The organism is Lysobacter sp. KIS68-7 (assembly GCF_021284745.1).
In the GTDB taxonomy this organism is placed as follows: Bacteria; Pseudomonadota; Gammaproteobacteria; order Xanthomonadales; family Xanthomonadaceae; genus Noviluteimonas.
In genome coordinates this window covers 1,884,211-1,906,381 of record NZ_CP089925.1, presented here as the reverse complement: position 1 = coordinate 1,906,381, position 22,171 = coordinate 1,884,211, and the positions used below count along the sequence as shown (strand labels likewise).

At 69.0% G+C, this 22,171-nt stretch carries 27 protein-coding genes, 2 tRNA genes and 1 other RNA gene; 9 read left to right on the top strand and 21 right to left on the bottom strand.

What is annotated here, in order from left to right:
• Positions 1-47: 47 nt before the first annotated feature.
• From fabG to LVB87_RS09255, 5 genes are all read right to left on the bottom strand, one after another.
• The gene (fabG, locus tag LVB87_RS09275; RefSeq protein ID WP_232897693.1) at positions 48-794 is read right to left on the bottom strand and encodes a 3-oxoacyl-ACP reductase FabG; all 747 of its coding nucleotides are present in this window, start codon (positions 792-794) and stop codon (positions 48-50) included.
• Complete coding sequence (gene fabD, locus LVB87_RS09270) at positions 791-1,741, bottom strand: ACP S-malonyltransferase (protein ID WP_232897692.1); 951 nt, start codon at positions 1,739-1,741, stop codon at positions 791-793. The genes fabG and fabD overlap by 4 nt, the downstream gene beginning before the upstream one ends.
• A 101-nt stretch (positions 1,742-1,842) precedes the next feature.
• The gene (locus LVB87_RS09265; RefSeq protein ID WP_232897691.1) at positions 1,843-2,823 is read right to left on the bottom strand and encodes a beta-ketoacyl-ACP synthase III; all 981 of its coding nucleotides are present in this window, start codon (positions 2,821-2,823) and stop codon (positions 1,843-1,845) included.
• 101 nt (positions 2,824-2,924) lie between these two features.
• Positions 2,925-3,116 carry a 50S ribosomal protein L32 gene (gene rpmF / locus LVB87_RS09260; protein WP_232897690.1) on the bottom strand — a complete coding sequence of 64 codons (192 nt, stop codon included), beginning with the start codon at positions 3,114-3,116 and terminating at the stop codon, positions 2,925-2,927.
• 42 nt (positions 3,117-3,158) lie between these two features.
• Complete coding sequence (locus LVB87_RS09255; protein ID WP_232897689.1) at positions 3,159-3,704, bottom strand: YceD family protein; 546 nt, start codon at positions 3,702-3,704, stop codon at positions 3,159-3,161.
• Between the two features lie 117 nt (positions 3,705-3,821).
• On the opposite strand from LVB87_RS09255, the gene LVB87_RS09250 reads away from it, so the two are divergent.
• Together LVB87_RS09250 and LVB87_RS09245 are read left to right on the top strand one after the other, a co-directional pair.
• Positions 3,822-4,172 (top strand): hypothetical protein, encoded by a 351-nt coding sequence (locus LVB87_RS09250; RefSeq protein WP_232897688.1) that lies wholly within the window; start codon positions 3,822-3,824, stop codon positions 4,170-4,172.
• On the top strand, positions 4,169-4,744 hold the full coding sequence (locus LVB87_RS09245; RefSeq protein WP_232897687.1) for a Maf family nucleotide pyrophosphatase: 576 nt from the start codon (positions 4,169-4,171) through the stop codon (positions 4,742-4,744). The genes LVB87_RS09250 and LVB87_RS09245 overlap by 4 nt, the downstream gene beginning before the upstream one ends.
• Here LVB87_RS09245 and LVB87_RS09240 read toward each other — a convergent pair whose 3' ends face one another.
• Positions 4,745-6,634 carry a glycosyltransferase family 39 protein gene (locus tag LVB87_RS09240; protein WP_232897686.1) on the bottom strand — a complete coding sequence of 630 codons (1,890 nt, stop codon included), beginning with the start codon at positions 6,632-6,634 and terminating at the stop codon, positions 4,745-4,747. It abuts the gene before it with no gap.
• Between the two features lie 56 nt (positions 6,635-6,690).
• On the opposite strand from LVB87_RS09240, the gene LVB87_RS09235 reads away from it, so the two are divergent.
• The 4 genes from LVB87_RS09235 (at position 6,691) to LVB87_RS09220 (ending at position 11,128) form a co-directional block, all read left to right on the top strand.
• Positions 6,691-7,641 (top strand): AAA family ATPase, encoded by a 951-nt coding sequence (locus LVB87_RS09235; RefSeq protein ID WP_232897685.1) that lies wholly within the window; start codon positions 6,691-6,693, stop codon positions 7,639-7,641.
• A gap of 4 nt (positions 7,642-7,645) precedes the next feature.
• The gene (locus LVB87_RS09230) at positions 7,646-8,608 is read left to right on the top strand and encodes a DUF58 domain-containing protein (protein ID WP_232897684.1); all 963 of its coding nucleotides are present in this window, start codon (positions 7,646-7,648) and stop codon (positions 8,606-8,608) included.
• On the top strand, positions 8,605-10,584 hold the full coding sequence (locus tag LVB87_RS09225; protein WP_232897683.1) for a DUF3488 and transglutaminase-like domain-containing protein: 1,980 nt from the start codon (positions 8,605-8,607) through the stop codon (positions 10,582-10,584). The genes LVB87_RS09230 and LVB87_RS09225 overlap by 4 nt, the downstream gene beginning before the upstream one ends.
• A 61-nt stretch (positions 10,585-10,645) precedes the next feature.
• Positions 10,646-11,128 (top strand): Slp family lipoprotein, encoded by a 483-nt coding sequence (locus LVB87_RS09220; RefSeq protein ID WP_232897682.1) that lies wholly within the window; start codon positions 10,646-10,648, stop codon positions 11,126-11,128.
• Positions 11,129-11,137: 9 nt separating this feature from the next.
• Here LVB87_RS09220 and LVB87_RS09215 read toward each other — a convergent pair whose 3' ends face one another.
• The 12 genes from LVB87_RS09215 to LVB87_RS09160 form a co-directional block, all read right to left on the bottom strand.
• Positions 11,138-11,494, bottom strand: coding sequence for a histidine triad nucleotide-binding protein (locus tag LVB87_RS09215; protein WP_232897681.1), 357 nt, complete (start codon positions 11,492-11,494; stop codon positions 11,138-11,140).
• A 14-nt stretch (positions 11,495-11,508) separates the two neighbouring features.
• Positions 11,509-12,099, bottom strand: coding sequence for a recombination mediator RecR (gene recR, locus LVB87_RS09210; protein WP_232897680.1), 591 nt, complete (start codon positions 12,097-12,099; stop codon positions 11,509-11,511).
• 10 nt (positions 12,100-12,109) lie between these two features.
• Positions 12,110-12,430, bottom strand: a complete 321-nt coding sequence (locus LVB87_RS09205) for a YbaB/EbfC family nucleoid-associated protein (RefSeq protein ID WP_232897679.1) — start codon at positions 12,428-12,430, stop codon at positions 12,110-12,112.
• A gap of 31 nt (positions 12,431-12,461) precedes the next feature.
• Positions 12,462-14,201 (bottom strand): DNA polymerase III subunit gamma/tau, encoded by a 1,740-nt coding sequence (gene dnaX, locus LVB87_RS09200; protein ID WP_232897678.1) that lies wholly within the window; start codon positions 14,199-14,201, stop codon positions 12,462-12,464.
• Positions 14,202-14,376: 175 nt separating this feature from the next.
• Positions 14,377-14,473, bottom strand: an RNA gene (ffs, locus tag LVB87_RS09195) — signal recognition particle sRNA small type.
• A gap of 43 nt (positions 14,474-14,516) precedes the next feature.
• Positions 14,517-14,609, bottom strand: a tRNA-Ser gene (locus tag LVB87_RS09190).
• Positions 14,610-14,656: 47 nt separating this feature from the next.
• Positions 14,657-15,073, bottom strand: a complete 417-nt coding sequence (locus LVB87_RS09185) for a molybdenum cofactor biosynthesis protein MoaE (RefSeq protein WP_232897677.1) — start codon at positions 15,071-15,073, stop codon at positions 14,657-14,659.
• Position 15,074: 1 nt separating this feature from the next.
• The gene (locus tag LVB87_RS09180; RefSeq protein ID WP_232897676.1) at positions 15,075-15,320 is read right to left on the bottom strand and encodes a MoaD/ThiS family protein; all 246 of its coding nucleotides are present in this window, start codon (positions 15,318-15,320) and stop codon (positions 15,075-15,077) included.
• The gene (moaC, locus tag LVB87_RS09175) at positions 15,317-15,754 is read right to left on the bottom strand and encodes a cyclic pyranopterin monophosphate synthase MoaC (RefSeq protein WP_232900526.1); all 438 of its coding nucleotides are present in this window, start codon (positions 15,752-15,754) and stop codon (positions 15,317-15,319) included. The genes LVB87_RS09180 and moaC overlap by 4 nt, the downstream gene beginning before the upstream one ends.
• Before the next feature lie 54 nt (positions 15,755-15,808).
• The gene (gene moaA, locus LVB87_RS09170) at positions 15,809-16,843 is read right to left on the bottom strand and encodes a GTP 3',8-cyclase MoaA (protein WP_232897675.1); all 1,035 of its coding nucleotides are present in this window, start codon (positions 16,841-16,843) and stop codon (positions 15,809-15,811) included.
• Positions 16,840-17,598, bottom strand: a complete 759-nt coding sequence (locus LVB87_RS09165) for an MBL fold metallo-hydrolase (RefSeq protein WP_232897674.1) — start codon at positions 17,596-17,598, stop codon at positions 16,840-16,842. The genes moaA and LVB87_RS09165 overlap by 4 nt, the downstream gene beginning before the upstream one ends.
• 1 nt (position 17,599) lies before the next feature.
• Positions 17,600-18,349: a 3-deoxy-D-manno-octulosonic acid kinase gene (locus LVB87_RS09160; RefSeq protein WP_232897673.1), complete on the bottom strand. Its 750-nt coding sequence runs from the start codon at positions 18,347-18,349 to the stop codon at positions 17,600-17,602.
• Between the two features lie 23 nt (positions 18,350-18,372).
• Here LVB87_RS09160 and LVB87_RS09155 point away from each other — a divergent pair, with 23 nt between their 5' ends.
• Positions 18,373-19,437, top strand: a complete 1,065-nt coding sequence (locus tag LVB87_RS09155) for a glycosyltransferase family 9 protein (protein WP_232897672.1) — start codon at positions 18,373-18,375, stop codon at positions 19,435-19,437.
• A gap of 55 nt (positions 19,438-19,492) precedes the next feature.
• Here the strand turns inward: LVB87_RS09155 and LVB87_RS09150 are convergent.
• Positions 19,493-19,583, bottom strand: a tRNA-Ser gene (locus LVB87_RS09150).
• Positions 19,584-19,693: 110 nt separating this feature from the next.
• Between LVB87_RS09150 and LVB87_RS09145 the strand changes: the two genes are divergently transcribed.
• Together LVB87_RS09145 and LVB87_RS09140 are read left to right on the top strand one after the other, a co-directional pair.
• Positions 19,694-20,104 carry a DUF6165 family protein gene (locus tag LVB87_RS09145; protein ID WP_232897671.1) on the top strand — a complete coding sequence of 137 codons (411 nt, stop codon included), beginning with the start codon at positions 19,694-19,696 and terminating at the stop codon, positions 20,102-20,104.
• 133 nt (positions 20,105-20,237) lie between these two features.
• Positions 20,238-20,942, top strand: coding sequence for a PP2C family serine/threonine-protein phosphatase (locus LVB87_RS09140; RefSeq protein ID WP_232897670.1), 705 nt, complete (start codon positions 20,238-20,240; stop codon positions 20,940-20,942).
• A 51-nt stretch (positions 20,943-20,993) separates the two neighbouring features.
• Here LVB87_RS09140 and dnaQ read toward each other — a convergent pair whose 3' ends face one another.
• Together dnaQ and rnhA are read right to left on the bottom strand one after the other, a co-directional pair.
• Positions 20,994-21,725, bottom strand: coding sequence for a DNA polymerase III subunit epsilon (gene dnaQ / locus LVB87_RS09135; protein ID WP_232897669.1), 732 nt, complete (start codon positions 21,723-21,725; stop codon positions 20,994-20,996).
• Positions 21,722-22,171 (bottom strand): ribonuclease HI, encoded by a 450-nt coding sequence (rnhA, locus tag LVB87_RS09130; RefSeq protein ID WP_232900525.1) that lies wholly within the window; start codon positions 22,169-22,171, stop codon positions 21,722-21,724. Before rnhA ends, dnaQ begins: the two co-directional genes overlap by 4 nt.

Here is a 22,171-nt window from a genome sequence, read left to right as displayed (position 1 = left end):
CGGCGTCAGGGCCCGCCCCCTCCCCACGGGTGGGGTCGCCCCCGGCGTCACGGCATGTACATGCCGCCGTTGACGTGCAGGGTTTCACCCGTGATGTAGGCGGCGGCCGGTCCGGCCAGGAAGCCCACCGCGCGGGCGATGTCGGCCGGCTCGCCGAGGCGGCCCAGCGCGATCTGGCCCACCAGGGCCGCCTTGGCGTCCTCGGGCAGGCTGGCGGTCATGTCGGTGGCGATGAAGCCCGGGGCCACCACGTTCACCGTGATGCCGCGGCTGCCGATTTCCTTCGCCAGCGATTTGCTGAAGGCGATGATGCCGGCCTTGGCGGCGGCGTAGTTCGCCTGCCCCGCATTGCCGGTGACGCCGATGACGGACGCGATGTTGATGATGCGGCCCTTGCGCGCCTTCATCATGCCGCGCATGACGGCCTTGGACGTGCGGTAGACGCTCGACAGGTTGGTGTCGAGGATCGCCTGCCAGTCTTCGTCCTTCATGCGCATCAGCAGGTTGTCGCGCGTGATGCCGGCATTGTTGACGAGGATGGAGACGCCGCCGAATTCCTTGCCGATCGCATCGATCAGCGCTTCGACCGCGGCGCCGTCGGTGACGTTGAGCATGCGGCCGTGTCCGCCCTTGCCGGCGAGGCGTTCGCCGATCGCGGCCGCGCCGCTGTCGGTGGTCGCGGTGCCGATGACGGTCGCGCCCATGGCGGCGAGTTCGTCGGCGATGGCGGCGCCGATGCCGCGGCTCGCGCCGGTGACCAGCGCAATTTCGCCCTTCAGGGTCTGCTCGCTCATGCCTTGCTCCATTCGGTGCGCGCGGATTCCATCTCCGCGGTGGTGCCGATCGCACGTGCGTCGATCGACTTGTCGATGCGCTTGACCAGGCCGGTCAGCACCTTGCCCGGGCCGCATTCGGCGATGCGCACGATGCCGCGCGAAGCCAGCGCCTGCACGCACGCGGTCCACTGCACCGGCAGGTAGAGCTGGCGCACGAGCGCATCGCGGATCGACTGCGCGCTGTCGTGCACTTCGGCATCGACGTTCTGCACGACGGGGCGATCGGGCGCGGACCACGCCATCGCGTTCATCGCTTCGGACAAACGATTGGCCGCTTCGCGCATCAACGGCGTGTGCGAAGGCACGCTCACCGCGAGCTTCACGGCCTTGCGCACGCCGCGTTCGGCGAGCGTGGCGAGCGCGCGATCGACGGCGGCGGCGTGGCCACCGATGACGATCTGTCCGGGGGAATTGAAGTTGGCGGGCACGACGATCTCGTTGCCCGTCGACGACTGCGTGCAGACCTCCAGCACGAGTGCGTCTTCGGCGCCGAGGACGGCGGCCATCGCGCCGGTGCCGGCGGGTGCGGCATCCTGCATGAGCTGGCCACGCAGGCGCACGAGCTTCGCGCCGTCGTGCAGCGAGAGCGCACCGGCGGCGACGAGCGCGGCGTATTCGCCGAGGCTGTGGCCTGCGAGCAATGCTGGCTGCGCGCCGCCTTCGGCCTGCCACGCGCGCCACGCGGCGACACCGGCGGCGAGCAGCGCGGGCTGCGTGAATTCGGTCTTGTTGAGCTGCTCTTCCGGGCCGTCCTGCGAAAGCGTCCAGAGATCGGCGCCCGCGCCCTGCGAAGCTTCGTCGAATGCAGCACGCACGAGCGCATGGCGCTGCGCGAGATCGCCCAGCATGCCGAGCGCTTGCGAGCCCTGGCCGGGGAAGACGAAAGCAAGTTGGGGATCGATCACGCGACTACCCTTTCAAGAGGGGCGGCTCAGGAAGCCGCGCATGATAAGTGCGTTGGTTCGAACTCGTCTGTACGACCGCGTATGTTGAATACGCGGATCGGTCAATAACGCAACAGCGCAGAGCCCCAGGTGAAACCGCCGCCGAAGGCTTCCAGCAGCAGCAGTTGCCCGCGCTGCACGCGGCCCGAGCGCACGGCTTCATCCAGCGCCAGCGGCACCGAACCCGACGAGGTATTGCCGTGCTTGTCGACGGTGACGACCACGCGTTCCATCGGCATGTCCAGGCGCTTGGCCGTGGCTTCGATGATGCGCAGGTTCGCCTGGTGCGGGATCAGCCAATCGATGTCGTGGCGATCCAGGCCGTTGGCTTCGAGCGCTTCTTCGACGACCGAATCCAGCGCCTTCACGGCGTGCTTGAACACTTCGTTGCCGGTCATCAGCACGCGGACGCCCGCGTTCTTTTCTTCCGGCTTGAATCCGACGGACACGCCGACCGGGTTCCACAGCAGTTCCTTCTTGCCGCCGTCGGCGTGCATGTGGGTGCTGAGGATGCCGGTGTCGGTGTCGGCCTTGAGCACGACGGCGCCGGCGCCGTCACCGAAGAGCACGCACGTGGCGCGGTCTTCCCAGTCGAGCATGCGCGTGAGCGTTTCCGAACCGACGACGAGCGCGGTGCGCGCAGCGCCGGAGCGGATGAACTTGTCGGCGATCGTCAGCGCGTAGATGAAGCCCGAGCACGCGGCGTTGACGTCGAAGGCCGGACAGCCGTTCGCGCCGAGGCGGTGCTGCAGCAGGCACGCGGTGGACGGGAAGATCAGGTCCGGCGTGGTGGTGCCGAGGACGATGAGATCGAGTTCGGAAGGCTTGACGCCTGCCGCTTCGAGCGCGCGCATCGAGGCGTGGTAGGCCAGGTCGCCCGTGGTCTCGCCTTCGGCCGCGACGTGGCGTTCGCGGATGCCGGTGCGGGCGGCGATCCACTCGTCACTCGTATCGATGAACTTCGCGAGGTCATCGTTGGTGAGGCATTTCGCCGGGAGGTAGCTACCGGTACCGGCGATACGAGCGAACACTTGCTGGGTCATGCCCCTGTCCTGGCAGGATGGCCGCTTGCACGGCCATTGGAATGCAAACGCCGCGGGACGATGCCCGCGGCGTCATGGCCCGGCGACGCCGGGCGCGGCACTCATTCTTCGATGACGCGGGTCTTCGTGGCCACGACCTTCTTGCCACGGTAGTAACCGTCGGCGGTCACGTGGTGGCGGATGTGGATTTCGCCCGTCGTCGGGTCGGTCGACAGCTGCTTGGCGGACAGCGCGTCGTGCGAGCGGCGCATGCCGCGCTTGGACGGGGAAACACGGGACTTCTGAACGGCCATGGTCTTGCTCCGATGTGTAGCGGATCGCCCGGGCGGGCTTTCCTATTTCTGTTTGTCTTTCAACTGCCCCAGCACCGCGAACGGGCTGGCGCGCTGCGTTTCTTCTTCCGGTGCGGTCCAATCCTGCTCGACCACGTCCGTACCGGGGGCCACGGGAACCACGGGCACGGCGAGGATCAGTTCGTCCTCCACCAGTTCCGCGGGGTGCAGCAGGCCGTGTTCCCCGACCAGCAGCGCCTCGTAGCCTTCCGGCAATGCTTCTTCGTCGGCCTCGTCCCGGATGAGCCCGAGCCGTTGCACGATCCGCACCGGATAAACGAACCGCTGCAAACTGCGCTGGCATTCCAGCGGCAACTTCGCGGTGATCCGCAATTCGATGTAGGGCACCCGCAACGCGTCGGTATCGAAATCGACTTCGACGCGGGCTTCGCCCTCGGTGTCCACCAGGCTGTCCCGCAGGCGCGGCATCGTCGACAGCGGCAGCGCGCCCTCGAAGGAGCGTCGCGCAGCGACCATGCGCCAGGCATCCAGTTGCTCGGGGAGTCCCCCGTGCCTTGGAGCCCTGTCTGCGGGTGAATCCGTGGACATAAGCCGCGGAATGGTAGGCGCCGGCCCCGGACGTGTCAAACCCGCCCTCGGTCGAACTGCTTGATCCGGCAGGGAATCCGACGGCAGACTGCCGAGCATTCGAATCCGGATCGCCCTGTGTCCACCACTTTATTGCTCGTCCTCGCCGCGGTGGTCGTGGCAGCCCTCGCCCTCATGTATCGAAAGCAGTCCCGGCGCTACCGGGCGGTGAAGGAGCTGCTGGACGCCGCCGATGCCCTGGAAGCCCGCCTGCGCGCCGCCCGGGCCGAGATCGAAGCGGTGGCCGGCGACGAGGACAACGACCCGGTCCGCCAGGCCCTGCGCGAAATGCTCCGCCAGCGGCTGTGGCTCCAGCAGCACGGCGACAAGGCCACGGTGGAGGAACTGGGGACGGTCCGCGCCTCCATCGACACCGCCCGCGGGCGCATCGAAGCCCAGCTCGCGCAGATCGAACGCGCGCGTTTGTGATGTCTCGCCTAGTCCTCGCTTCGACCTCGCCCTACCGGCGCGAGCTCCTCGGCCGCCTGCGCCTGCCCTTCGACGTCGCCCGGCCCGAGGTCGACGAAACGCCGGTGCCCGGCGAATCCCCGGCCACCCTCGCCCTGCGCCTGGCGCGCGCCAAGGCCGCGGCGGTCGCGGCACAGTTCCCGGACGCGTGGGTCATCGGCTCCGACCAGGTCGCGGATCTGGACGGGGCGCCGCTGGGCAAGTCGGGCCATCGCGCCGCGGCGATCGCGCAGCTCGAATCGATGTCCAATCGCGCCGTCGTCTTCCGCACCGCGGTGAGCGTGCGTCGCGGCGATGTCGCGCACGATGCGCTGGATGCCACGCGCGTGCGCTTCCGTCCGCTCACGCGCGCGGAGATCGAACGCTACGTCGACGCCGAACAACCCTTCGATTGCGCCGGCAGCTTCAAATCCGAAGCGCTCGGCATCGCCTTGTTCGATGCGATCGAAACGCACGATCCCACCGCACTTATCGGTCTGCCGATGATCGCCACCGCGCGCTTGCTGCGCGCGGCGGGATTCCAGCTGCCGTAGTCAGTCGACGATACGCAAGGGCTGCTCGGGCCACTGCTCGACGCTGCCGTCGTTGCCCGTCAATCGCAGCCCCAGCCAGTGCAGCCCCGGCGACACCGCGCCGGCGCGCACGCGCGCGGTCCACGCGACATACGGATGCTGCGGATCGTTCGACACGCGCCAGAACGCCTTGATCCCCGGATCCGCCTGTCCGTAGTCCGCCACGCCGATCACCTGGCCGTCGAGCGTGACTTCCACGCGCGCCAGCCCGACGCCGTCCTTGAACGCCCACCCCGCGACTTCGAAATCGCGCGGCACGCGCACGCCGGAGCGCGGTGTGTCGATGTAGGCCATCGCAGGCGCGATGCAGTCGCCCTGCACGCGCTTGGCCGGCAGGTCGAACAGCAGGAAACGCTGGCGCCCGTGGTCGATGCCCACCACCTGCGGCGCAGGCAAGGGGCCCAGCTGGTCGCACAGCGCGTGGTAATGCTGCAGCAGGTCGCGATAGCGAAGTTCCGATGCACCCACGACGAGCAACAGCGGCGCGTGTGGAAGCGCCCCCGCATCCCGTGCGAGCAGCGACCACACCTGCAGTTGCGGCGCGCGCCCGTGGCGTTCGTTGAGCGGATGCGGCAACACCGTGATGCCGGGATCGTCGAGCGCGAAGCCGAGTTCGGCGCCCACCTTGAAGTTGTCGGCGACGATGCGTGCGTTCGCGGGCATCGCCTTGCGCTTCTCGCGCACCGCGTCGGCCAGTGCATCCCAGCCTGCGAAATTCGACGGATACCACTTCGCCGCGGCGAAGCGCGCACGCGCGACGGGGCTGGAGACCAGGACGTAATACCCGAGCGTCGCCACCAAGCCCGCGGTGGCGAGCGCCCAGGTCGCGTGTCGCCAACGGCGCGGCCATTGCGCGAGCGTCGCCGGCACGAGTGGCAACAGGGCCAACAGGCCCGGCAGCGTCCAATGGAAACTCACCCGCTCGTTGTCGGCGAAGAACGCGAGCAAGGCGAAGCCGAGCACGAGCAACGCACCGAGCAGGGCGCAATAGCGCGCGAACGGCGCCTGGTGCGTGCCCTGGCCATCCATCCCGCGCACCGCCGCATGCGCCATCGCGGCGAACAGCAAGGGCGTGGCGAGCACGGCCTGCACGACCAGGAACCACGCACCATCGAGGTGGAAGGACCACGGATGGCGGTCGACGAGCTGGAAGCGCAGGCCCGCATCGGCGTGATCGAGGTTCCAGACCAGCAAGGGCACCCACGCGAGCGCGCCGATCACGATCGCGACCCACGTGCGCGCATCCATCAGCACGCGTCGTCCCGCCGGCATCAGCATCAACGCGATGAAACCGGTGCCGATCACCGCAGCGAAGCGGTAGTGGCTCAGCGCACCGATGGCCAGGCCTGCGCCGAGTTGCAGCGCGCCGGCGGCATCCACGCGACGCAACAAGCGCGCACCGGCGTGCAGGCACAGCAGCGAAGCGAAGGCCATCGGCACGTCCGGCACCGCGAGCAGGCCGAGTGTCGCGGCGAGCGGCAACAACACGGCGAGCGTGCCGGCACGCCAGGCGAACACCGCGCGCGTGCGATCCGTGCCCGCCTCCTCGCTGAAGCCCAGGCGCGTGATGCGCACCACCATCCACGGCAGCACCGCACCGAGCACGAGGAAGGGCCAGCGCACGCCGAACAGGTTCGTGCCGGCGACCGTGGTCCCGAGCCGCGCGAGCCATGCCGTCAGCCCGGGCAGGTCCGAATAGGCGAGCGCGAGGTGGCGGCCCTCCTGCCAATAGAACGCTTCATCGACGAACAAGGGCAGGCGCACGGCCACGATCGCCTTCACGACCAGGACCGCGGCCCAGGCCGCCAGGAAGACGCTGCGCGCGCGCTTTTCGTCGAGTTCGTTCCGCATGCACTCCTGCCCTCGTACACTCCATGGCCAACGCCGATACCGACCGACAGGAAGCCATGTCCGCACTCCCGGCCGCGAAGATGCTACCCGAAGCGCTCCGCCAGGCCCTGCTGGACGCGCAGGCGCAGGTGAATACCCTCGTCCTGGGCAAGGCCCAGGAAGTCCGCCTGGCCTTCGTGGCCCTGTTGTCCGACGGCCACCTGCTGATCGAGGATCTACCCGGCCTGGGCAAGACCACGCTGGCGCACGCCATGGCCGCGACGCTGGGCCTGGGCTTCCAACGCGTGCAGTTCACCTCCGACCTGCTGCCGGCCGACATTCTCGGCGTCTCGGTGTTCGACGCGCAGGCACGACGTTTCGAATTCCACCCCGGACCGATCTTCGCGCACGTGCTGCTCGCCGACGAGATCAACCGCGCGCCGCCGCGCACGCAGAGCGCGTTGCTCGAAGCCATGGCGGAACACCAGGTGACCGTCGACGGCACCACGCACGCGCTGCCGAATCCGTTCTTCGTCATCGCCACGCAGAACCCGGTGGACCTGGCGGGCACCTATCCCTTGCCGGACTCGCAACTCGATCGCTTCCTGTTGCGCCTCACGCTCGGCTATCCGAACGAAGACGCCGAACGCGCGCTGCTCGCCGGCCAGGATCGCCGCGCGATGATCGCGCAGGCGAAGCCGCTGCTCGGCTCCGGCGACGTGCTCGCGTTGCGGACGGCGGCGACGAACGTGCATGCGGGCGATGCGCTCGTCGCCTACGTGCAGGCGCTGCTCGCGCGCAGCCGGCGCCACCCGGGCGTGCGCGTCGGCCTGTCGCCGCGCGCGGGGCTTGCGTTGTTGCGCGCGGCGCGTGCGTACGCGTTGCTGCTCGGGCGCGAACATGCGGTGCCCGAAGACGTGCAGGCCTTGTTCAACGCGGTCTGCGCGCATCGCCTGGTCGGGGACGCCGATGCGGGCGAAGGCGCGAACCTGGCGCGCGCCATCCTGCACGCGGTGCCCGTGGACTGACGCCATGCAAGAGGCGATGCAGGCGCTGCGTCGACGCATCGAGCGCTTCGCGCGTCCGCGCGAACCCGAAGCGTTTCCCGTCGAACTCCACCGTGGCCGCATCTACGTGCTGCCCACGCCCTTCGGCCTGTTCTTCGCCATGCTGCTCGCGGCGATGGGCCTGGGTGCGCTGAACTACAACAACAATCCTGCACTGCTGCTGATGCTGTTGCTCGCCGGTGCGGCGCAGACCAGCCTGCTCAGCGCGCACCTGCAATTGAGCGGCCTGCGCTTCGTCGCGCTCGGCGCCGACCCGGTGCCCGCCGGCACGCCCATCCTGTTGCGCGTGCATGTGCGCGCCGACAAGCAAGGCCGCGCGCGCCGCGGATTGCGGGTGGATTGCCCCGAGGGCACAGGCATGCTGTCGCTGGACGAGGGCATCGGCGATGCCGAAATCGCATTGCCGACCGTGCGGCGCGGCTGGCTCGACGTCCCGCGCCTGCGCGTGTCGACCACGCGCCCGCTGGGTCTGGTGCGCGCGTGGTCGTGGATCTGGCCAGAACAACCCTTGCTCGTGTATCCCGCGCCCGAAGCCGACGGCCCGCCCCTGCCCGGCGGCGAAGGCGAAGCCGCGGCCGCGCGCCTGCATCCGCTCGGCGACGACGTGCACCACCTGCGCAAATACCGTCGCGGCGATCCGGCGCGCACGATCGCGTGGAAGCCCACTGCGCGCCTGGGCCAGTTGCTCGTGCGCGAATACGAACGCCCGCAATCGGCCGACATCGTGCTCGACTGGTGGCAATTGCAGGGGCTCGAGCATGAAGCGCGGATCCGCCGCCTCGCGCGCTGGGTGGACGAGGCCGAACGCGATGCGCGGCGCTATCGCCTCGCCGTGCCCGGCCATCCGCCGATCGGCCCGGGGCATGGGCCCGCGCACCGCCACGCCTGCCTGCGCGCGCTCGCACTGATGCCCGGAGGCAGCGCGTGAGCGCGGTCGTCGCTGCTTCGTCGCGCTTGCAGCGCAAGCCGCGCACGGCGCTGAAACTCGACCCGCCTTCGCGGGTGTTCGTGTTGCTTGCCGGAGCGGCGTGCCTGTTGCCGTTGTTGCTGCAGTTGCCACGGACGTTGGCGGCGGAAATCGCCCTTGCCGCCGTTGCGATCGCCATCGGTGCATGGCAGCGGCCGCTCGCCGGCTGGGTGCGCGTGATCCTCGCGCTCGCGCTGACCGCAGCGGTCGTGGCCGCGATGGGATTCAATTTCGGGCGCGACACCGGCTGCGCGATGCTCGCCGCCATGCTCGCGGTGAAGCCCGCGGAAACCGACAACGTGCGCGACGCACGCAGCCTGCTCGGCTTCGCGTTGTTCGCGCCGTTCGCCACCTTCCTGCTCGACCAGGGGCCTGTGTCGCTGCTGCTCGGCCTGCTCGCCATCGTGCTCACGCTCATCGCGCTGCAGCGATTGTCCGACCTGGAATCGGGCGAAGCGCGCGCGGAGGTGGCGCCGTGGAAGCGCGTGGCCAGCGTGGGCCGCATGCTGGTGCTCGGCTTGCCGCTCGCGATGGCGGCGTTCTGGTTGTTCCCGCGCCTGGCCGCGCCCCTGTGGGGCGTGCCGGATCGCGCGATCGGCCGTCCCGGGCTCGCCGACAACATGTCGCCGGGACGCTGGGGCGACATGCTGCTCGACGATACGCCGGCCGCGCGGGTGCACTTCATCGGACGCACGCCGCGACGCGACCAGATGTATTTCCGCGGACCGGTGTTCACCGACTTCGACGGGCGGACGTGGTCGCGTGCGCGCGCGGTCGAGGCCTTCGCGCCCGCACCGGTGCGCGCGACGGGCGAGCGGTGGAATTACGAGATCGCGATGGAACCCACCGACCGTCGCCAGCTCGTCGCGCTCGACATGCCTTTGTTCGCGCCGGACCGCGCGGTCTTCGACGCCGACCGCGCCTTGCGCGCCGCGCGCCCGCTCAGCTCGGTGACGCGCTGGCGCATGCAATCAGGCACGATCGACGGGTTCGATGCGACGCTTTCGCCCTACGCGCGCATGCGCAACCTGCGCCTGCCCGAAGGCTTCAACCCGCGTGCGATCGCACTGGCGCGCCAATGGCGGCAGGAAGCCGGCACCGACGATGCCGCGATCGTGCGGCGCGCGCTCGCCTGGATCGAACGCGACTTCGGCTACACGCTGCAGACGCCGGTGGCAGGGCGCGATGCGGTCGACCAGTTCCTGTTCGTCGACAAGCGCGGCTACTGCGAGCAGTTCAGTTCGTCCTTCGCCGTGCTGATGCGCGCGGCCGGCATTCCCACGCGCGTGGTCGGCGGATATGCGGGCGCCGACCTCAATCCGATCGGCGATTACTGGATCGTGCGCCGCTCCGATGCGCATGCCTGGAACGAGGTGTGGTTGCCGCCGCGCGGCTGGACGCGCGTGGATCCGACCGCGGCGGTCGCGCCCGAACGCGTGTTCGACACACTGGAGGACCGGGCCGCGGCGAACAGTTCGCTGCTCGCGGGACTCACGCCCGTCTACAACGTCGGCGACTGGATGTTGAACGGGTGGAACGAATTCGTGCTGGGCTTCGATGCGACGCGACAGGCGCGCCTGTTGCGCCCCTTCGGCATCGAATCGCTCGGCTCCGATCGCCTGCTGGTGCTGTTCGCGCTGGTCGCCCTGCTCGGCCTGGCCGCGACGGTGTGGCTGCTCAGCCGCGACATGCGCGAACGCGACCCCCTGCTCCGCGCCTGGCGCCGGCTCGGCAAGCGTTACGAAAAGCTGGGCCTGGCCCGGGCGCCGCACGAGCCTGCGCTGGAATGGACCGAACGGGTGCACCGCGCCCGCACCGGGGGCGACGCAAGGCTGCGGACCCTCGGCCTGCGTTTCAGCCGATGGCGTTACGGGGGCGGCGCATCCCATGAACCGCTCGACACCCTGCTGCGCGACCTGGCCGCCCATCGACCATGACATCGCCACGGCGGCGTATCGTGTGCACTATCGCCAACCTGATCCGCCCGGGAGTCGTGCCATGAAGGTCGTCAAAGTCCTGTCCGGCCTGGCAGTCGCCCTGCTCGCCGCCTGCGCGTCGCAACCCACGCCGCTGCAGGGCGAATTCGCCACGATCACCCCGCGCGATGCGAACAGCGCCGACTACACCGGCCAACTCGTGCGCTGGGGCGGCCGCATCGTGCAGACCGAACCGCACGAAAACCGCACCTGCTTCGAAGTCATCGCCACGCGCCTGGACATCTCGGCGCGTCCGTACTGGGCGTCGGACGATACCGGTGGGCGCTTCATCGCCTGCCGCGCGGGCTTCTACGATCCGGCGGTGTTCGAACCCAACCGCGAAGTCACCTTCACCGGCCACATCTCCGGTTACGACACGCGGAAGATCGGCGGCTACGACTATCGCTTCCCGCACGTGGAGGCGGACGTGGTGTACCTGTGGCCGCACTACCAACCGGACGTGCTGACGTATCCGGCGCCGTGGCCCTGGTGGGGCTACTGGTAAGCGCGCGGCTTACGCGCGCGGCGTACCGAAGCGTCCCAGCGGCGCGCCGGCCAGCAAATGCAGGTGCAGCTGGAACACCGTCTGCCCGCCGTTGTCGTTGCAGTTGATCACCACGCGATAGCCGTCGTCGGCGAAGCCTTCCTTGCGCGCGTAGTCCGCCGCGGCAAGCGCGAGCTTGCCGATCAGTTCGGCGTGCCCGGCCTTCGCCTCGTCGAGCGTGCGCACGCTGGCCTTCGGCACGAACAGCACGTGCACGGGCGCCTGCGGGGCGATGTCGCGGAAGGCGAAGACATCGTCGTCTTCGTACACGATGTCCGCGGGGATTTCGCGGCGCAGGATGCGGTGGAAGATGGTGTCTTCGGACATGGGACGCTCCTTGGTCAGGGCATTTCGCTGCGCGTGCCGAACGCATGCGACAGCGTGCCGCGATCCACGTATTCCAGTTCGCCGCCGAGCGGCACGCCGTGCGCCAGTCGGCTCGGGCGCACCTTGTGGCGGCGCGCGAGCTGCGCGAGGTAATGCGCGGTCGCCTCGCCTTCCACCGTGGGATTGGTGGCGATGATCAGCTCCTGCACTTCGCCTTCGGCCAGGCGCTGGTCGAGCTGGTCGAGCCCGAGTTCGCGCGGGCCGATGCCGTCGAGCGGACTCAGGCGTCCCTGCAGGATGAAATACAGGCCGCGATAACCGGTGGCCTGTTCGATCGCGAGGCGATCGGCAGGCGATTCCACCGCGCACAGCAAATGCGCATCGCGCGAGGCACTCGCGCAGATCGCACAGACTTCGGTTTCGCTGAAGTCGCGGCAGCGCGCGCAATGGCGGATCTGCTCCACGGCCTGGGCGAGCACGTCGGCCAGGCGCTTGCCACCGACGCGCTCGCGTTCGAGCACGTGGTAGGCCATGCGCTGCGCGGATTTCGGGCCCACGCCCGGCAACACGCGCAAGGCTTCGATCAACTGGTCGATCAGCGCCACGACGCGGGCGTCAGAACGGCAGCTTCATGCCCGGCGGCATCGGCATGCCGGCGGTGGCGGCGGACATGCGCGACTGCGATTCGGCATTGACCTTGTTGACCGCGTCGTTGAAGGCGGCGGCGACGAGGTCTTCGGCCATTTCCGGATCGGACATCACGGACGGATCGATGCGCACCTTGCGGCATTCCATGCGGCCGCTGATGGTGACCGTCACCATGCCGGCGCCGGCGCTGCCCTCGACCTCGATCCGGGCGATTTCTTCCTGCGCGCGCTGCACGTTTTCCTGCATGCGCTGCGCCTGCTGCATGAGCTGGGCAATGTTTCCTTTCATGGGACTGTCTCTCGTTGGGGGGACGCGGCGCTCAGGCCTCGTCGAAGGGACGGATGGAATCGGGCACGACGGTCGCGCCGTGGCGCGTCATCAGGCGCTGCACGTCGGGATCGGCGAGGAAGGCCTGCTCGGCGGCGACCTGGCGCGCATCGCGTTCGCGCGCGGTGCGCTGGTGCAGCGTTTCGCCACCGGCCTTCGCGGCTTCGAAGCGGATCTGCGGCGCCCCGCCGAGGTGCGGCGCGAGCGCGTCGGCCAGGCGCTTCACCAGGCCCGGCACCTGCAAATGTTCGTCGGCCGGCAACAGCGACAGGCGCAGGATGCCGTCCGCGTAGCCGAGGAAACCGGCGTGCGCGGCGAGCTCCTTCGCGGGACCGCCGAGCGTGCAGCGGGACACGATGTCGGTCCACGAATCGGCGTCGACCAATGGGGACGATGCGGCAGGCGCAGCAGGCGCGCTCGCGATCGGCTCGACGCGCGCGGGCGTTGGCGCAGGCGGCGCGCTCGGCTCGCTGCGCGGCGCGGCGCGCGGCGCATCGGCCATCGGCGACGACATCGGATTCGGGGGTGCAGGTTTCGCGGCCGCAGGTGCTGCGCGCGTCGGCGCAGGTTCCTGCAAGGCAGCGCGCGCCGCCGCGGGACTGTTCACGCGCGCACCGCCGCTACCACCGCCTTCGCCCGACGGCGCGGCGCCTTCGCCCGGCCGGAATGCGAGCATGCGCAGCACGCTCATCTCGAACCCCGCGCGGGGACTCGGCGCCAGCGCAAGATCGCGGCGCCCGTTGAGCGCCATCTGGTACCAAAGCTGCACGAGTTCGGGGCGCACCTTCGAGGCAAGGCCTTCGACATCGACGCCCTCCTCATCCACGGATGCCCCCGGCACGAGCTGCTTCACCTGCACGCGATGCAGCGCATCGGCGAGCGCATCGAGCACCCCGCTCCAATCGGGCGAGAACTCGGCGAGCGCGGAGACCACCTCGAGCAATCGCGCACCGTCGCCGGCCGCGAGCGCATCGAGCATGCCCGCGACCTGCGTGCGATCGACGGTGCCCAGCATCGTCGCCACGCCCGCATCTTCGAGCTTGCTCCCGGTGTAGGCGATCGCCTGGTCGAGCAGCGACAAACCATCGCGCAGGCTGCCATCGGCGGCGCGCGACAACTGGCGAATGGCCCCCGGCGACGCCGCGATGCCCTCGGCCTCCAGGATCTTGGTCATCTGCCCTGCGATCTGCCCCTCGTCCAGCCGCTTGAGGTTGAACTGCAAGCAGCGCGAGAGGACGGTGACGGGCAGCTTCTGCGGATCGGTGGTGGCCAGCAGGAACTTGACGTGTCCCGGCGGCTCCTCGAGCGTCTTGAGCAACGCGTTGAACGCGTTCTTCGAGAGCATGTGGACTTCGTCGATCAGGTAGACCTTCACCCGACCGCGGCTGGGCATGTACTGCGCGTTGTCGATGAGCTCGCGGACATCATCGACGCCCGTGTTGCTGGCCGCATCGATCTCGAGCAGATCGATGAAACGCCCCGCATCGATATCGCGACAGGAATTGCACTCCCCGCACGGCTCCGCGGACGTTCCGAGCTCGCAGTTCAGCGATTTGGCGAAGATCCGCGCGATGGTGGTCTTCCCCACCCCGCGCGTCCCCGTGAACAGGAACGCGTGGTGCACGCGCCCCGTCTCGAGCGCATTGGTGAGCGCACGCACCACATGCTCCTGGCCGACCAGCTCCGAGAACCGCCGAGGCCGCCATTTCCGCGCAAGGACGAGATAGGACATGGGGAGATGATGCCATGCCAAGCCACCAACCGATCACGACGAACCCATCGGGTGGCATAGCCCCTTCTGGTAGAAGGGGCGCGCGTCAGCGCGGGTAGTCGGCATGCAACCCCGCTAGAAAGTTTGCTCCGCAAACTTTCGGGTCATCGTCATTTTGCTTCGCAAAATGGCGATGACCCCGCCGACTTGCCTCGGCGCCCGCATCGACCGATACCGTTGCTGCCTTCCGGCCCTGGCGGGGTTTTCGACCTAGCGTCGCGAGGGGCCGACGGGGCCACCATGGACTGGAACTGCGTCGCGGCGCGACGTGGAAACTGGCGGAGAGAGCGGGATTCGAACCCGCGAAGCGGGGTTTAGCCGCTTACACACTTTCCAGGCGTGCTCCTTCAACCACTCGGACACCTCTCCGGAGGTCGCGGATTCTAGCCTTCGGCGGCAGTCCCGGACAAGGCGGATCACTCCGGATGGAGCCAACCCGCATCGCCATCGGCATAGCGTTCATGCTTCCAGATGGGCACGCGGGCCTTCACCTCGTCGATCACGAACCGGCAGGCGGCGAAGGCCGCGTCGCGGTGGGCGGCGGTCACGCCCACCCAAACCGCGAGTTCGCCGATGGCCAGGTCCCCGGTCCGGTGCACGCAGCGCGCGTCGAGGATCGGGAATTGCGCGCAGGCCTGCGCGAGGACGGCCTCGCCTTCGCGCTGCGCCATCGCGGCGTAGGCCTCGTAGCGCAGGCCCGTCACGCGGCGGCCGTCGTTGTGGTCGCGGACCCAGCCTTCGAAGCTCGCATAGCCACCGACGCGCGCGTCGAGCAGTCCGGCGCGCAGCGTGGCGACGTCGAAAGGCGTGTCGGACAGGGAGAACCGCGCCACCTCAGCCTCCCGACACGGGCGGGATGAACGCGATCTCGCTGCCGTCGCGCGGCGCGTCTTCCCAGCGCGCGAAGGCACCGTCGACGGCCACGCGCAAACGATCCACCGGCATCGCGAAGCCATGGCGCGCGCGCAACTCCAGGTACAGCACGCGCAGGTCGGGCGCGGCGGTGTCGAAGGTTTCGTGGTCGGTTTCGGCCACGTCGCGCAGCGAAGCGAAGTACAGCACGGTCACGCGTACGGTCATGCCACGTCTCCCACGTCCCGCTTGCCGCCGCGCTTGCCGGTCAGTTTCGCCGGCCCGATCACGATGCGGTGCGACAGCGCCTTGCACATGTCGTACACCGTGAGCGCTGCGACGGTCGCGCCGGTCAGCGCTTCCATTTCCACGCCGGTGCGATGCGTGGTGCGCACCGTGCAGTCGATGCGCAGTTCGCGCTCGCCGGCCCAGTCGATCGCGATGCGGCAACCATCGATGGGCAAGGGATGGCAGAACGGAATCAGGTCCCAGGTGCGCTTGACCGCCATCGTGCCGGCGATGATCGCGGTGTCGACGATCGCGCCCTTCTTGCTTCGCAACTTGCTTGCGCGCAATTGCGCGGCGACGTCGGCGGGAAAGCGCACGCGGCACTCGGCGCTCGCCGCGCGCGCGGTGGCGGGCTTGGCGGAGACATCGACCATCGACGGGCGTCCGGCCGGGTCCACGTGCGTCAGGGAAGATTTGCGCGTCGCCACTCAGCCTCCGACCAGGTACATCTCGACGTGCCGCTTCGGCGCATTCGCCGCGCCGCGCAGTTCGCTGTAGCGATCGGCGCGGCGCGACCAGGCTTGCGCCACGGTCTCCACCAGCGCGTCCTCGCCCTGTTGCAGCGCTTCGCGGAGCGAACGGCCTTCCGCCGCGAACAGGCACGTGTACAGCGTTCCGTCCGCCGACACCCGCGCACGATGGCAGTCGCCGCAGAACGGCGCGGTGACGGAGCTGACGAAGCCGATCTCGCCGCCGCCGTCGACATAGGCGTAACGCGAGGCGACTTCGCCGCGGTACTGCGGATCCAGCGGACGCAGCGGCCAGGCGGCATGCAGGCGATCGCGCAGCTGCGCCGACGACACCACGTCCTGCATCCGCCAGCCGTTGCAGGTGCCGACATCCATGTATTCGATGAAGCGCAGCACGTGGCCGTGTTCGCGCGCGAAGGCGGCGAGCGGCAGCACCTGGTCTTCGTTCACGCCGCGCTGCACGACGCAGTTGAGCTTGATGCGTTCGAAGCCGGCCTCGCGCGCGGCGGCGAGACCGGCGAGCACGTCCTCGAGTTTCCCGCGCCCGCCCGACATCGCCGCGAAGCGTTCGGGATCCAGTGCATCCAGGCTCACCGTCAGGCGATGCAGCCCGGCTGCGCGCAGCGCCTTCGCCTGCGGCGCCAGCAGGCTGCCGTTGGTGGTGAGCGCGAGATCGTCGATGCCTGCGATCTTCGACAGGCGCGCGATGAGGTCCGGCAAATGCTTGCGCAGCAGCGGCTCGCCGCCGGTGATGCGCAGCTTGTGCGTGCCCAGGCGCGCGAAGCCGCGCACCAGCGTTTCCATCTCGTCGAAAGACAGGCGCGAAGCCGCATCGAGCCCGTGGTCGTCGGGGATGCGATCGGCCGGCATGCAATACGGGCAACGGAAGTTGCACGCATCGATGACCGACAGGCGCAGGTCGCGCAGCGGACGACCAAGCACGTCGTGCGGCAGCGCCGACGACGCGGGCACCACGGGCGAGGCCGCGCTCATCGCATCGGGGCCGTCTGCGCGGTGCTGTCGGCCAGCGAGACCACGTCACCGGCACGCACGATGCGATGGCCGCGCGCTTCCAGCGCCGCGCCGTCGGCTTCGCTCGCGTAGTGGTACAGGCGGCAGCGCGCGAGCAGTTCGGCCGGATATTCGCGCTCGAGATCGTCGATGCCGCTGTGCGAAGGATTGCCGTGCAGCGCGCAGTCGTGGAAGACGAGTTCGCCTTCGTTGGCGGATCGCGCAAGTTGTTCGGGGATCGGGCGCGTGTCGCCGGTCCACGCCATGCTGCCGGGCAGGCGCAGGCCGAAGCTGGTGTCGGGCCAGTGGTGGCGTGTGGCGAAGACGTCGAGCCGCACGCGGTCGTGCCAGAAGTGGTCGCCGACCGGCACGAGATGGAACGCATCCCAGAAATTCGCGCCGCCTTCGGCGAGCACATTGGGATAGGAAGCAACGCGCTGCTGCAGGTGCGGCACGAGCGGTGCGGGCACGTACAGCGGCGTGCGGCCGCGCAGCGCGTCGTTCCAGTACACCGCGCCGAACAGGCGCTCCATGCCGCCCACGTGGTCCAGGTGCAGGTGCGTGAGGAAGACCGCGCGCGGCGGCGCACCGTAGTGCGCCAGGTAATGCGTCAGGCCGTCGCTGCCGCAGTCGATGGTGAGCCAGGGCGCGCCGTCGCGCTCGATCGTCGCCATGGCGGAACCGAGTTCGGTGGCGAAGGCATTGCCGACACCCTGCAGGCGCAAGGACCAGGCCACGTCAGTAGCCCTTGTTCCATTGCGCGTCGTAGGCGGCCCGCAGGCGCATGTATTCGTCTTCCACCTGTGGCACCACGCGTTCGCCGCGCAGCTTGAGCATCGAGCGCTTCAGGCGCGCGAGGTTGTTCTCGCGCCAGCCCGTGGCGGGGATCCGCAGGACGCTGCGGTCCAGGTCGATCATCCAGCCCTCGCCCGCGTCGTCGAACAACAGATTGTGGGCGTTGAGGTCGGCATGGTCGAGGCCGGCGCGATGGAAGCGCGCGATCAGGCGGCCCGCCGCTTCCCACGGCGCGACGTCGCCCGGCGTGTTGGCGCGGTGGGCCAGCGTGTGCACGCCCTCCAGGCGTTCGAGCAGGATCGCGGCGCGATAGCGATGCCCCTTGCGCACGTAGTACGCGGCGATGGGCACCGGCACGGGCAGTTTGCGCTGCAGCAAAGTGCGCAGGAGGCGGAACTCGGCGAAGCTTCGGACGCGGTCCGTGCCGCGCCACAGGTGGCGGTCGCGGCTGATGCGCGCAGCCAGGCCGCCGCGCAGGTAGTGGCGCAACACCGCGCCACCGAAGGGCCCGTCGACGAACCAGGCCGCGCCGCGCCCGCCCGAGCCGACGGCATGCGCATGGCTGCCCCAGTGGTCGGGGTCGAACCACGACGCCTCCGCTTGCCGCATGCGTGTGCGGTCGAACAGAATCGCCCCATAGCCGAGCCCCTCGCGGAACGGCATCAGGCTTTCATTGGCATCGAACGCGGCCATATCGCCCGAGCATAGCAAGCAACATGCCCGACTCGCCCACATCGCCGCGCTCGATCTGCCTGTTGCGCCTGTCGGCGCTCGGGGACGTGACGCATGTCGTGCCTTTGGTGCGCACGTTGCAGCACGCCTGGCCCGAGGCCGCGATCACCTGGGTGATCGGCACGGGCGAATACAAACTGCTCGAAGGCCTGCCCGGCGTCGAGTTCCTCGTCTACGACAAGCGCAGCGGCGCCGGCGGCATGCTGGCCTTGCGACGCGCCTTGCGCGGGCGTCGCTTCGATGCGTTGCTGCAGATGCAGGTGGCCGCGCGCGCGAACCTGCTGTCGGCCTGCATTCCTGCACGACGCCGCATCGGTTACGACGCATCGCGTTCGAAGGACCTGCACGGGCTTTTCATCAACGAGCGCATTCCCGATCGCCCGGGCATCCACGTGCTCGATGCGATCGGCAGCTTCAGCGAGCCGCTCGGCGTGCGCCAGACCGAAGTGTCCTGGCACTTGCCGGTGCCCGAGGCCGCGCACGACTGGGCGCGCGCACAGTGGGCCGACGACGGCATGCCCACGCTCGTCGTCTCGCCCTGCTCCTCGCACGTGCTGCGCAACTGGCGCCCCGAGCGCTACGCGGCCGTCGCCGACCATGCGGCCTCGCGCGGATGGCGCACGGTGTTGTGCGGAGGTCGCAGCGCGCTCGAACGCGACGTGGCCGACCGGATCATGGCCGCTATGCGCACAAAACCGCTCGACCTCGTAGGCAAGGACACGCTCAAGCAGTTGCCCGCGTTGCTGGCGCGCGCCGATCTGGTGATGACGCCCGACTCGGGCCCCACGCACATCGCCAACGCGATGGGCACCAAGGTGCTCGGCCTGCATGCGCCGAGCAATCCGCGGCGCAGCGGTCCGTATTCGGACCTGCGCTATTGCGTGGACCGTTACGACGACGCCGCGCGCAAGTTCCTCGGCAAGCCGGCCGATGCGTTGCCGTGGGGCACGAAGATCGAACGCGAAGGCGCGATGGACCTGGTGACGGTCGAGGATGCGGTGGCGGCGTTCGAGCGCTTCGGGTCCGACCGGCGGGCCGGCCGCTTCTGAAGCACGCGCGAGCTGGAAAACAAAACGCCCCTTGCGGGGCGTTCTCGTTCAAGACTGGCGGAGAGGGAGGGATTCGAACCCTCGGTGCGCTATAAACGCACGCCTGATTTCGAGTCAGGTACATTCAACCGCTCTGCCACCTCTCCGGGTGTTGCTCGCCTGCACCGGCCGAACAGCGGGGCGTGCATGATACGGGCGCACGCCGGCCGGGACAAGGCGCGGCTACACTGTGCGCCCCCTTTTCGAGCCGGTCCTCATGTCCAACGAACTCCTCGTCCCGGTCTCCTACGGCGAACTGCTCGACAAGATCGCGATCCTGCAGATCAAGTCCGAGCGCATGAGCGACCCGGCCAAGCTGGCCAACGTCCGCAACGAGCTGTCGGCGCTGGAGAAGACCTGGATGGCCCATCCGGCCGCCGGCAACGACGTGGCCAAGCTGCGCGCCGACCTGAAGGCCGTGAACGAGCGGCTGTGGGTGATCGAGGACGACATCCGGATCAAGGAGAAGGCGCAGGCCTTCGACGGCGAGTTCGTGCGCCTGGCGCGCGCGGTGTATTTCGAGAACGACGAACGCGCGCGCATCAAGAAGGACATCAACCTCGCACTGGGCTCGGCCTACGTGGAGGAGAAGTCGTACCAGGACTACCGCACGGGCGCGGCGCCCTGAGGCGCTCCATCGGGCGGCGTACGGATCGCATTTCCGGATTCGTGACCGACTGCCCCCAATCACGCGTCGCCTGCACGGCCGGATCACAGCGATCATGCCGTTACTCATCGGGAACCTGCCCATCCCTTCGGCCATGATCGAATTCGGACACCTGACACACGTCGGACTGCGTCGGGAACTCAACGAAGACACGTACTACGGCGATAGCGAGCTGGGCTTGTGGCTGGTCGCCGATGGCATGGGCGGCCACGAGTACGGCGAGGTCGCCAGCGCGCTCGCGCGCGAGACCATCGTGCGCGAAGTGCGCGACGGCACCCCGCTCGCCCAGGCCATCCGCATCGCCGACGAGGAAATCATCCGCGCCTCGCGCCGCCGCAACGACGCGCTGCCGATGGGCACGACGGTCGTGGCCGCGCGCGTGCAGGGCAATCGGTTCGAAGTGGCGTGGGTCGGGGACAGCCGCGTGTACATCTGGCGCGACGGCCAGCTCGCGCAGCTCTCGCAGGACCACAGCTACGTGCAGGAACTGATCGCGCAGGGCGCGATCACCACCGAACAGGCGCGCAGCCATCCGCACCGCAACGTGGTCACCCAGGCCCTGGGCGTCACCGAACCCACCCAGCTCAACGTCGAGACGATGACGGGCGAGCTGCGCCCGGGCATGCAGTTGCTGTTGTGCAGCGACGGCCTCACCGAGGAAGTCGAGGACCGGAACATCGCCGACGTGCTGGGGCACGACGACTGCAGCGCGCAGGAATGCGTGGATACGCTGGTGGCGGCGGCCCTGGACGGGGGCGGCTCGGACAACGTCACCGTGGTCCTGGTGCGGCGCCACTAAGGCGCAACGCGGAGCGAGGGCGCGGCACGTGCCCTGCGGAAAAACAGACCTTTACGCCGGCAACGCTTCCGGCGCGTCTTCTTCCAGCAACGCATCCCAGACTGCGCGGCCACCGGCTTTCTTGCGCAGCACGGCCAGGCGCGCGTCGTGCGCGGCCAGGTCCTCCGCGGTGGCGCTGATGCGCGGGCGCGGGCCGCCGGCGGCGGCGAATTCGGCGACGGCGGTGCGTGCGGCCTCTTCGGCGGCGAAGCCGATCTCGCCCTGCCCCGAGGTCAGTGCGAGGTAGACATCGACCAGGATCTGCGCGTCGAGCAAGGCGCCGTGCAGGTGGCGGTGCGAGTTGTCGACGCCGAGGCGGCGACACAGCGCATCCAGGGAATTGCGCTGGCCGGGGAAGCGCTGGCGCGCGAGCCCGAGGGAGTCCTCCACGCCGCAGATCGCGCGGATGGAGCGCACGGGCGTGGCTTCGATGCGGGACAGCTCGTAATCGAGGAAGCCCACGTCGAAGGCCGCGTTGTGGATCACAAGCTCGGCGCCGTCGATGAAGGCGAGGAACTCCTCGGCGACTTCCTCGAACTTCGGCTTGTCCGCGAGGAACTCGAGCGTGAGGCCCGTGACTTCCTGCGCGCCGGGTTCGAATTCGCGTTGCGGGTTGAGATAGCGCTGGAACGTGCGCCCGGTGGGGCGGCGTTCGACGAGTTCGACGCACCCGATTTCCACCACCCGGTTGCCCTTCTCCCAGGACAGCCCCGTGGTTTCGGTGTCGAGTACGACCTGCCTCATCCTGCCTGCATCCCCTTGAACTTCGTGGCTTCGGCGCGTGCGAGATCATCCACGCGCTCGTTGTCCGGATCGCCCGAATGGCCCTTCACCCAGCGCCAATCGACGCGATGGCGCGAGTTGGCCGCATGCAGGCGTTCCCACAGGTCGCGATTCTTGACCGGATCGCCCGCCGCTGTCTTCCAGTTTCGGCGCACCCAGTTCGGCATCCAGTCGCAGATGCCCTGGCGCACGTACTGCGAATCGGTGGTCAACACGACGGAACAGGCCTCGGTGAGCGACTCCAGCGCCATGATCGCCGCCATCAGCTCCATGCGGTTGTTGGTCGTGAGGATTTCGCCGCCCGCCAGTTCGCGTTCCTTGCCCTTGTAGCGGAGCAGCGCGGCCCAGCCGCCGGGTCCGGGGTTGCCGAGGCAGGCGCCGTCGGTGTGCGCCTCCACTTGCTTGAT

Coding starts and splice junctions, on each gene's coding strand:
- fabG (WP_232897693.1), bottom strand. CDS start 794: ATGAGCGAGCAGACCCTGAAGGGCGAAATTGCGCTGGTCACCGGCGCG.
- LVB87_RS09265 (WP_232897691.1), bottom strand. CDS start 2,823: ATGACCCAGCAAGTGTTCGCTCGTATCGCCGGTACCGGTAGCTACCTC.
- rpmF (WP_232897690.1), bottom strand. CDS start 3,116: ATGGCCGTTCAGAAGTCCCGTGTTTCCCCGTCCAAGCGCGGCATGCGC.
- LVB87_RS09255 (WP_232897689.1), bottom strand. CDS start 3,704: ATGTCCACGGATTCACCCGCAGACAGGGCTCCAAGGCACGGGGGACTC.
- LVB87_RS09240 (WP_232897686.1), bottom strand. CDS start 6,634: ATGCGGAACGAACTCGACGAAAAGCGCGCGCGCAGCGTCTTCCTGGCG.
- LVB87_RS09235 (WP_232897685.1), top strand. CDS start 6,691: ATGTCCGCACTCCCGGCCGCGAAGATGCTACCCGAAGCGCTCCGCCAG.
- LVB87_RS09230 (WP_232897684.1), top strand. CDS start 7,646: ATGCAAGAGGCGATGCAGGCGCTGCGTCGACGCATCGAGCGCTTCGCG.
- LVB87_RS09220 (WP_232897682.1), top strand. CDS start 10,646: ATGAAGGTCGTCAAAGTCCTGTCCGGCCTGGCAGTCGCCCTGCTCGCC.
- LVB87_RS09215 (WP_232897681.1), bottom strand. CDS start 11,494: ATGTCCGAAGACACCATCTTCCACCGCATCCTGCGCCGCGAAATCCCC.
- LVB87_RS09205 (WP_232897679.1), bottom strand. CDS start 12,430: ATGAAAGGAAACATTGCCCAGCTCATGCAGCAGGCGCAGCGCATGCAG.
- dnaX (WP_232897678.1), bottom strand. CDS start 14,201: ATGTCCTATCTCGTCCTTGCGCGGAAATGGCGGCCTCGGCGGTTCTCG.
- LVB87_RS09180 (WP_232897676.1), bottom strand. CDS start 15,320: ATGACCGTACGCGTGACCGTGCTGTACTTCGCTTCGCTGCGCGACGTG.
- moaC (WP_232900526.1), bottom strand. CDS start 15,754: ATGGTCGATGTCTCCGCCAAGCCCGCCACCGCGCGCGCGGCGAGCGCC.
- moaA (WP_232897675.1), bottom strand. CDS start 16,843: ATGAGCGCGGCCTCGCCCGTGGTGCCCGCGTCGTCGGCGCTGCCGCAC.
- LVB87_RS09160 (WP_232897673.1), bottom strand. CDS start 18,349: ATGGCCGCGTTCGATGCCAATGAAAGCCTGATGCCGTTCCGCGAGGGG.
- LVB87_RS09155 (WP_232897672.1), top strand. CDS start 18,373: ATGCCCGACTCGCCCACATCGCCGCGCTCGATCTGCCTGTTGCGCCTG.
- LVB87_RS09145 (WP_232897671.1), top strand. CDS start 19,694: ATGTCCAACGAACTCCTCGTCCCGGTCTCCTACGGCGAACTGCTCGAC.
- LVB87_RS09140 (WP_232897670.1), top strand. CDS start 20,238: ATGATCGAATTCGGACACCTGACACACGTCGGACTGCGTCGGGAACTC.
- dnaQ (WP_232897669.1), bottom strand. CDS start 21,725: ATGAGGCAGGTCGTACTCGACACCGAAACCACGGGGCTGTCCTGGGAG.